Source organism: Gracilimonas amylolytica, assembly GCF_002911695.1.
GTDB lineage: Bacteria > Bacteroidota > Rhodothermia > Balneolales > Balneolaceae > Gracilimonas > Gracilimonas amylolytica.
Map to the genome: position 1 here is coordinate 160,602 of NZ_PQBS01000027.1, position 8,393 is coordinate 168,994.

An 8,393-nucleotide genomic window follows, 5' to 3' on the forward strand; every position below is an offset into this window, starting at 1 on the left:
TATTGGATATTCATTATTCGATATTCTACTGGGTCCCATTCGTCCATTTAAACACCAATGGGATCAAATACAAGGTCAAAAAGGTACTGGTGATCATCCCACCCATCAGTGCAATGGCCAATGATTGTCGGAAGATATATCCGTCGCCAAACGGGATCAGCATTGGGATCAATGCCAGGATCGTCGTCATACTTGTCATGACCACCGGCCGGAACCGATTAATACCCGCCTGCTTAATGGCTTCCTCCAGGTTCCCCGTTTCCTCAAAATAGCGACGCATGAAATCGACCTTCAGGATGGAATCATTTACGGCAATACCGGTCAGGATCAGGATGCCCATGAACGACAGTGCGTTCAAACTTACACCTCCGATATACATGGCAAAGAAGGAACCTATCCACGCAAAGGGAATGGCCAGAATGATAATGAACGGATATTTCAGGTTTTCATACTGTATGGCAAGGATAAGATAGATCAACAACACACTGATCATCAGCAGCCACCCTAATTCTTTCAGCAGGCTAATGACCTGCAGGGCTGAACCGCGCACCTGTATCTCATGCCCCGATTCCTGCATAAATTGATTGACCAGCTGCTGGATCTCTCCTCCATCCCACCACCAATCCATGAAGGTCAGATCGGAATTAAAGGTCAGTATTGGAGCCTGTCGGATACGCTCCAGCTGTTCCGCTTCATCAATGCGGGAGATCTCCGCCACATCGGTTAACGGTATGATCTTATTCCTGATATCCAGGGTGATCTCAGTGGGATCCAGTGATCGCCCCCGCTCTCCTATCAATCGAATGGATATCTGTTCATCCTGACGGTTCCAGTCGGTAATGAACGCCCCGCGGGTCAGCGATTCCAGGTAACGGATCACTTCTGCCTCGGTAAGCTCAAAGGCCAGCATCTGCTCCGACCTGAACCGGATCTGATAGGCCTGTATCCGCTGCGGGTATTTGAGTTCAAGGCTTGTTTCACCATACTGTTGACTCATGAAATCTGAAAAAGCACCGGCCACACGGTTACTGAAAGCCCGATCGGTGCCAACCACACTGAACTGCACCGGAGCATCCTGTCCAACCGCAACCACACCCGTGGCATCATCTGATATTTTTTGAAAGGTCCAGTTAGCATAGGTTCGGGCGATCCCTTCCATGATCCGCTCCACTTCCCTTGCCTCATCAAAACCCAAAACGGGAACGGAAATAGTAAATTTGTTAAGCCCCTCATTGGTGATGGAGCTTAGATTCGTATTATCGGTGTAGCCTCCAAGGGAAAGAATATTGGTCTGTCCGGTGCGCTCCAGCAAAATGTTGGTCACATCCGCAGAAGCCTGCTTGGCAGAACGCAGAGCCGTGTTTCCGGGCATGGAAATCAGATAATCCACTTTAGAGGGCTCGTCGGGGGGAAGTACGGCTTTATCAGTGGTCATAAAAGCAAAGGCTGCACCGGCTAGTAAAACTACGGCCACAAGAATGATGGGCAAAGGCTTTTGAATGACCCGTCCAAGGTTTCGCTCATAAGCCATAACAATATTATCAAGTCCATTGGAGACTTTACTTAGAATTCCTTTGGACTTTGATTGCTTACTGATCTGTGCCACAAAGACCGGTAGGATGAACAAAGCCACTAATAGTGAGGCGATCAAGCTGAATGAAAGCGTGGCGGCCAGATCACGGAAGAAGGCGCCTTCAAATCCGCCCAGAAAGATAAGCGGCAGGAAAACCGAAATGGTTGTGAATGTGGAAGCCGTTACGGCCAGGCTGATCTCTTTGGTCCCTTCCCGGGCAGCCTCAAATCGTCCCAGTCCTTTTTGGCGATAACGACTGATGTTCTCCAGCACCACAATGGCATTATCCAGCAGCAGACCAATCCCGAGGGTGAGTCCGCTTAGGGATATGATATTGAGCTGAATATCGAACAGGAACATCACCACAAAGGTGAGGAAGATACTGACGGGAATGGAGATCCCAATAGTAAACGGACTCCGCGCATCATCCAGGAACAGGAACAAGACGAGGAAGGCCAGCACGCCACCGATCAACAGGGTTTGCAGTAAATTGGAAATGGAGTTCTCGATATAGCTCGCATCTTCCTGTATCACCTCGATGAGAATATCCGGATTTTGGTCGCGGATCTCCGCCAATACATTTTCCAGCGTCTCAAAGACCTCCACCGTGTTGGAGCCATATTCCTTTTTAACGAGTACGTTCAGCACCTCTTCCCCATCCAGCAAGGCAAAAGACGTCGGGTCGGCCTCGGCCATACGGACCTCCGCCAGTTCCTCCAGCAATAGCACCCGTCCGCTGGCCAGGGAAATGACAGGCGTTTTTCGAAGATCCTCCAGCGACTCTATCCTGCTTTCGATCTTGAGGGCGTAGCGGTACCAGCCATCCCTAAGCTCGCCGGTAGATGAAAACAAATTGGCATCCTGCACGGATTGTTGAATTTGGGACAGCGACAATCCATAGCGGTCAATAAAGCGCGGGTTGAACCGGATCTGTACTTCGGGCTGCACTTCCCCAACCAACAAAGCCTGGGCAATGCCCTCCTGCTGTTCCAGGCGTCGGGTAAACACCTGATCAGCCCAGCGTTTCAGGGAAAGCCGGTTCGAAAATTCCTGATTGGATACATTAGCCAGCTGCAAGGCAATGGTCGCAATGGGCTCATCCGAAGCCGACGAATACACCAGTTGTGGGCGATCGGCCTGATCAGGAAGCATATACCGGGCCTGATCCAGTTTCTCCCGTACGTTCAGGAAAGCGATATCCATATCAAACCCCCACTCGAAGGTGAGGAAGATGAGGCTTTGTCCCTGCCGCGAAAGAGATTCCAGTTCCTGAACCCCACGAACCCCGGAAAGCATCCCTTCCAGCTGCTCGGTAATGCGAAACTCCACTTCCGAAGCGGGCGCACCGGAATAATCGGTACGTACCAATAGAGTGGGCCGGTCAATATCTGGCATGAGCTCTATGGAGAGCCGTTCCAATGCAATACCCCCGAAAATGAGTACCGCCAGAACTAAAATTACAGACGCTATAGGTTTTTTAAGCAGCAAATAGAAAATTTTAGGTTACTTAGCACAGAATAGTAAAATAAATTGGGATATGGAAACTATGGATTTAGTAACGGTTTGTTTTCCTGATAAAAAGTCGAGTGAATTTTGGAAATAGTTTTATATAAACTCGTTCCGGTGCATCCAACCATTGTGAATATCGCATAGGGCAAAAACCCTGCTCCATCGGAGCAGTATATTTGTAAAACCGTACCTATTGTCCAACTCCCGCGCCGTAGGTGCGGTATGTTGCCGATGAAACTTACAAACCAGATTCCAACTCAACATAACGTCCCTATGGGACGTAGTTTTCGGTGCTGACATTCTTTTAACAAGCATGCTGCCCCTAACGGGACAGGTTTTAGAGTATGAATTACTGCTCCTACTCCACTGGTTTAAAAACATACCTTTCATCATAATCCACATTAAACTTTTTGAGAAGGTTTAGGTATTCATCCCTGAACGTTCTCTTTCGGTGATGCTCTTTTTGGTTCTGGATATAATGATAAACCCGATCGATCTGACTTCGGCTGTGTGAAAAAGCTCCATACCCCTCCTGCCACTTAAACCTGCCATGAACGAGTCTCCGGTCTTTGATCCACTTTGAAGACTCCCCTTTTACGACCTTGATCAATTCTGACATGGCTCCTTTTGGCTGGAAACCTATAAACATGTGGAGATGATCAGGCATACCGTTAATAGCAATCATTTTGTGGGTTTTGTTTTGGATGATACCTGTTATGTACCTGTAGAGTTCTTCCTCCCACTCGGGTTGGATCAAACTGATTCTGTTTTGCACCGCAAAAACAAAATGAATATAAAGTTGAGTGTAGGTGTTCGCCATTTCTCTTTTTTTAGTTAGAGCGATTACAAAGCAATCCCTTACAAATTTTTTAAAAAAAACAATTCTCCTCCTGATCCATCGGAGCAACATGTTTGTAACCTACCGTATCCCACAACATGCCTCCGCGCCGTAGGTACGGTATATTCCTGAAGTAACCTGTAAGTCCGAAACTAACTCAACATAACGTCCCTATGGGACGTGGTTTATTGGTGCTACACTTTTTACAAGCATGTTGTCCCTATCGGGACAGGTACCGGATCATGTTGCGGTCAGTACTAAAAAGCTTCTTAATGCAAAAACCCCTTTTCCCATAATATAAACCGGCATTTGGACCGGCCTCGGTAATACAGCAATAGGAACAGGGCAAACCCTAACCCTGCTCCATAGGAGCAACATGTATGTAAACCACGGAACCCCACACCATACCCTCGCGCCGTAGGTGCGGTATGTTGATATAACCTGAAATTACACTTTGAGGACCAGGCTCATCCTACTGAAAGGGATCAAATTCTGCAACTTCTATAATTAGACTCCGATTCTCATTTTTTTATTCAGTAGACAAAGGAAATTAAATCAAATGATTCTCCCCATCAATGCTGGATATCGCAAAGATCCGGTCTCCTGCTATGTCAAACTTTCGGATATGTTGATCCTCCAATGCATAACTGAATTCATATCTTCCGTTTCGTGTATTATACACATCGATGGATTTAGCCCGGCCCATCGAACTACCAGAAAACAGAACAAACAGCCTCTCATCATAAACCTCCATATCGAGGGCGGCAATGACAGAACCGTCCTTTAACTTCGTAACTCTCACATCTTTCATGCCCTCGAAGTCCATTTCTCTAGTGATGACCTCAGGTTTAGGAACAGCCTCTACAGGTTCAATGTCCCCTACATTACTTCCATTCATTGAAAAAGCTTTAATGAAACCCGAGTTATATCCTGCATAATAAATACCTGAACTATCTGCGGTTATACTCCCTTCCTTCAAAAACCTGGCATGAGTAGGTTTGGTTCGGATCTTACCCAACCATTCTTTAACAACAGTCTGATGATCCGATATCGCAAGCTCAAACCCATTCTCTTTATAGGTTTTAGGTTGCCAAACATAGGACGACCCGGATACCGGTACTGCCCTCACCGGAACAGATGAAGCATTTTGGAATGATATACTTCTGACAAGCTCTCCGCCCTGTCTCCAAATACTGATACAGGCTTTCTGAGGGTCCGTGAGCCAGGATGTATTTTTAATTGAACTTAACTGATAAAATAAACTCTAACTTTTATTTTTATTCTCAACCTTCCCTCTAACCTTATTAATATTTTCTTTTAGCTTAGCACTTTCATGTGGCCAATTCAATATTTCAGTTTTCAAATCAATTTCATTCCAAATATTATTAAGGTAGTCCAAGACTAGTTCAGCTCTATCTAATCTCTCTTCGATATTAAATTCGTTGAAGGAATTGAGTTCTTCAAATACATTATCATTAAATATTGGAATATCTACACACATTGCATCAAAATATGCGTAGTTGGAAATTAAAAAATCTATATGATATGCACCTAATGTAGTAATTCTTATTAATGAAGGAAGTTGGTCAGTTTGATGTATATCACCTTTTCTAGAACTTTCAATTAATTTCTTTTTATAACTAAAAGTTAATACTGAATCGATTTGAGAAGCATTAAAACCTAATTTCTGTATGTTTTCATAAATTCTATTAATCTCTATGAAGCCTTCAGATTTACCATCTTTTGCTTTTTGTTGCAGAATCGATAATAATATTGAAAGCAAAAAATGTTCTTTCTTATCATTATGTGATACATCAAATAAGTTGACTACTGATGAGGTATTTGGGTCATAATAAAAATTATCTCCAAAGATAACAGCTCTTAAAAATTCATGAAGTGGTATCAAATAGCTTCCTTGATCTTCAACAATATCCAATATTTTTTTTGTATCAACATGACCACTTCCTAAAAACTGTTTCACGTAGTCAATTGCAATCCTTACATTACCATTCGATATGTTATCAATAAATGAAATTAGGGTTGGATTTCTTTTTAATGAAAAAGATAATACTTCTAACATAGTATCCAATCTTGACAGATTTGTGGTAATGTTAATTTGTCTAATTGGTATTTCTCCACTCGTTATATCTTTAGCAAAATCCAACCTTTTTGTTATCACTTCATCAATTCTAGGTGGCGATATTGTAAAAGCTTTAGGATGATAACCACTTAAAGCACCAGATCTTAAAGACCTATGAAAAGTTTCAGGCCTAAGAGCTAAAAAAACTAATGCTGGCCAGTCCTCAGCAATCTCTTGTGCAATTAAGAAAGCATCTTGTTGGACTGAATCACTTCTTTGATCACAATTATCAATAAAAACTACAATCTGTTTTTCCCAAGCCTTACTGATATGCTCTAAAGAATATTTAACATGATTAATTTTATCATTTTGAAGTTTCTCTAAAAAATCAATTTCTTTTTCTAAAGCTAATCCTGGATTAACATCATATAACCTTTTATTAACACCCTTTTTAAATGCCTGCAGTTTAGAATGATAGGTTCCTCTTACAAAGCCATCCTCATGAATATCAGTGTCATTTTCTTCTTTTAAAATTCTAACAATCTCTTCAACAAGTGCATCTCTTAGATCTTTATTCAAAATAGCTCTAGAACCTAAATCAATTCTTAATGCAATAGTTTTACGAAAAATACTTTTCCCATCGACTTTAACTAGATTGCTTATAAATGTAGATTTTCCAACACCAACATCACCAACTAAAAGAATTGGTCTTCGGCTTAGACTATTTGATATTACTTCAACCAAATCCTTAGAAATACCCTTCTTCTTAACTGCTTTATCTATTGATAAGTTGCTCTCCTTATCTTCAAATAAAAACTTATACCTAGTCCTTAGAATTTGTTTACTAACAAGTGAATATTGAGATAATGCACCACTCTTTGAATAACACCTTTTTAAAAACTCTTCTTCAACCTCTTCTTCTTTAATTACATCTTCCAATACCAAATCACTTAAAATTTGCATATCAGTTTGTAGTGGATTTCTGTTTTTTAAACCTGGATATCGGTCTAATGTTTGAGAATTTTTTGGGGGTAGTTTTTCAAACTCTGATTCTGATAATTGTTTTTGTAAATACTTTTCCGTTACGCCATCTTTTGAACATACATTCCAAAATTCTCTAAAATTATCATTTATGTAATCGAGTGAGTCAAAAACAAACGCTTTCCCTTCTAGTGGTGGAATTCCATCAGTTCGATTAGCTATAAATACTATAAATTGCCACCCATTTGTAACTATAGCTATTTCAATTCCTCTTTCTTGACAATAACTTGCAACTTGTTGAACAGCTTTTTTTATTTCATCATTATCATTACATAGTGGTTTTAAATTCCTAGTAATTTGTTTATTACCAACTGGAAGTTCGAAATATATTCCTTCTTTTTTTGCTTCAATTATTGCTAAAGGAATTGGACTTGATAAAATATAATCTGTGAATGTACCATTATGATGAGTTTCTGTGTTAATATCCTCGGGCTGCCAATTTAAAACCTCTAATAAGATTTTATCGATTAAATGAAATCTTGTATCTGACTCATTTCTATCATCCTTATGGTGTTCAAACCAATTAATTAATTTACCAAGATTTGATTTTGCCTCATCATAACTAATCATATTGACTAATTTTTATACATATAATTTGTTGATCGATAACGTCATACTATTGAATTAGAACTTTTCATACAACTATAATAAATATGGGTCTTATGAAGTATAGCATGTTATAAAATCTTGTAACATATTGCTATACAATGAATAACAAGTATTATAAACGGTCACATATTTCAGAAGCTAAATTTCGGCATCTGATCAAGTGTTTTTCGTTAGATTTAACCGCAACGGAAACGGCTGAGTTAACCGGCATTTCATTGCGATCGGTTACCGTGATCTTTGACAAACTGCGCCATCACATCGCTCGATGGTCTGAGCAATCGGCTCGGATCCAAGGCATCATTGAGGTTGACGAGTCTTATTTTGGTCCACGACGAATTCCTGGTAAACGAGGACGAGGAGCTTCGGGTAAAACCATTGTCTTTGGCATTTTCAAACGTAAGGGCAAAGTCTATACCGAAATTGTCCCTGATGCAAGAAAAAAGACACTCCAGTGTATTATACGTGGAAAAGTGGCCCCGGCCAGTGTGATTCACAGTGATGGTTGGCGAGGCTATAATGGCCTAGTGGATGTGGGCTATGACAAACATTATCGTGTTCAACATGGCCAGGATGAATTCGCCAATTCCTCGAGTCACATTAATGGCATTGAATCTTTTTGGAGTTATGCCAAACGCCGGTTGGCTCAATTTAATGGGGTATCGAAATCTCATTTTTATGTGTATTTAAAAGAAACTGAATATCGCTTTAATCATCGAAATCAAAACTTATACAAGATCTTACTG

Annotated in this window: 5 protein-coding genes; 1 reads left to right on the forward strand and 4 read right to left on the reverse strand. The window is 41.2% G+C overall.

The genetic code is table 11. The features are described 5' to 3' along the window. Positions 1 to 25: 25 nt before the first annotated feature. The 4 genes from C3B73_RS06880 to C3B73_RS06895 form a co-directional block, all read right to left on the reverse strand. A complete protein-coding gene (locus C3B73_RS06880) occupies positions 26 to 3,061 on the reverse strand; it encodes an efflux RND transporter permease subunit (protein ID WP_103664860.1) in 3,036 nt (1,011 codons plus the stop codon). A 379-nt stretch (positions 3,062 to 3,440) separates the two neighbouring features. Continuing rightward, positions 3,441 to 3,902 (reverse strand): IS200/IS605 family transposase, encoded by a 462-nt coding sequence (tnpA, locus tag C3B73_RS06885; protein WP_103664861.1) that lies wholly within the window; start codon positions 3,900 to 3,902, stop codon positions 3,441 to 3,443. Between the two features lie 568 nt (positions 3,903 to 4,470). After that, a complete protein-coding gene (locus C3B73_RS06890) occupies positions 4,471 to 5,049 on the reverse strand; it encodes a hypothetical protein (protein ID WP_103664862.1) in 579 nt (192 codons plus the stop codon). 135 nt (positions 5,050 to 5,184) lie between these two features. Further along, entirely contained in the window at positions 5,185 to 7,611 is a 2,427-nt protein-coding gene (locus tag C3B73_RS06895) for a hypothetical protein (protein ID WP_103664863.1), read from the reverse strand. 137 nt (positions 7,612 to 7,748) lie between these two features. Between C3B73_RS06895 and C3B73_RS06900 the strand changes: the two genes are divergently transcribed. Further along, positions 7,749 to 8,393, forward strand: a 645-nt coding sequence (locus tag C3B73_RS06900; RefSeq protein WP_103664703.1) for an IS1595 family transposase, incomplete at its 3' end; no start/stop codon positions are given.